The sequence below is a fragment of the Acidovorax sp. HMWF018 genome (genome assembly GCF_003061035.1).
GTDB lineage: Bacteria > Pseudomonadota > Gammaproteobacteria > Burkholderiales > Burkholderiaceae_C > Acidovorax > Acidovorax delafieldii.
Genome location: NZ_QAIM01000033.1, coordinates 1 through 1,492 on the forward strand (window position 1 = coordinate 1; position 1,492 = coordinate 1,492).

A 1,492-nucleotide genomic window follows, 5' to 3' on the forward strand; every position below is an offset into this window, starting at 1 on the left:
CGGCCAACGATGTGTTCCCATAACCCCGTTCATGAAACAGTCGCAACGCTGTTGAAACCACGCGCTGCCGGGTTTGCTCGCCTTTCATGCGGAAGCCCTTTGCGCCGCCCGGTGCGCAGCACCAAGCCAGCGTTCAAGCTGCTCCAAAGGCACATGATCACCCGCGTCGGCGCCGTAGTAGGGAACATCGATCACCCCATCCTCGCGAATAAGGAAGTCCGCCGGGATCCTGTTGGCAGGCCCTTCCACGCGGCCTGGCAGCATCCCAGCCTTCATCGCACGGGCTGCGTTCAGAAGAACGGACGGCGTCAACATCGCGGTCCAGCGTTGTTCCACGCGGTAGCGGCGATACAACACCATGGCCGGGTCTGCAACGATAGGAAATGGCGCATCTTGCCGCCCAACATAAGTTGCAATGGAAGAGGCGGGTGACTGGAACACCGCAATCATGCGCAGTCCTTGCTCTGCCCAAGCGCCATAGCCACGGATGAGATCGCGCATCCGCAGATTGCACAAGGGGCAGGAAGCGTACCGATAGAACGACAGCATCACCTTGTGACCACGCAAGGATTGCAGATCGACAGGCGCCCCAAGGAAGTCTCGGGTCACAAGTTCGGGAGCGCGGTCGTTGGCTTGAAGTCGGTTCATGGGGTTTTGAATATTTGGACGTTCGACCAAATATAGCAGGAAATATTCCCAAGCAGATGGCTACCGCCTTGAATTGATCGAGCATCAAAGCGCGTGTTGACATGATTAGGTCATTCGTCCTACGATATTAGGACAAATGACCTAAATCTGCGGAGTCTTGCATGCATGAGCTTTTTGCCCCCTTCATGCTGAGCGACATGTTGCTCAGCAACCGGATCGTCATGGCGCCGATGACGCGCAACCGCGCAGCATCAGAGGGCGTACCGTCCCCTCTCATGGCGATCCACTACGGACAGCGTGGTGACGCCGGGCTTGTGATCTCCGAATCTGCTCCCGTGTCGGCTCAGGGGGTTGGATATCCCGGAACGCCCGGGATCTACACGGAGGAACAGGCGCAGGGATGGCGGAAGGTCACTGACGCGGTCCATGCCAAAGGTGGGCATATCTTTGCCCAGCTACAACACTGCGGTCGTATCTCACACCCCAGTCTTCAGGTGGACGAAGAGATGCCCGTCGCCCCTTCAGCGATCAAGCCAGAAGGCTTGGCAGTCACATACGGTGGAATGCAGCCGTTCTTGACGCCAAGAGAGTTGACCACCGCTGAGATCCCTCAAGTGGTGGACCAGTTCAAGAGGGCCGCCGCAGTGGCGAAAGCCGCAGGCTTTGACGGTGTCGAGATCCACGCAGCGAATGGCTACCTGATTGATCAGTTCCTTCGGGATGGAAGCAATCAACGAGGCGACCGATATGGAGGATCACCCGCGCGGCGGTTGGCGTTTCTGCTGGAGATTGTGGCTGCCGTCAGCGAGATTTGGCCGAAGGGACGTATCGGTGTGCGATTCAG

At 58.2% G+C, this 1,492-nt stretch carries 1 protein-coding gene and 1 pseudogene; one reads left to right on the forward strand and one right to left on the reverse strand.

Annotated features, from left to right (window positions below; genetic code table 11):
* Positions 1-84 precede the first annotated feature (84 nt).
* On the reverse strand, positions 85-648 hold the full coding sequence (locus DBR23_RS00945; RefSeq protein WP_108497009.1) for a redoxin domain-containing protein: 564 nt from the start codon (positions 646-648) through the stop codon (positions 85-87).
* Positions 649-809: 161 nt separating this feature from the next.
* Here DBR23_RS00945 and DBR23_RS00950 point away from each other — a divergent pair.
* A pseudogene (locus tag DBR23_RS00950) lies at positions 810-1,492 on the forward strand (alkene reductase); the annotation flags it as partial.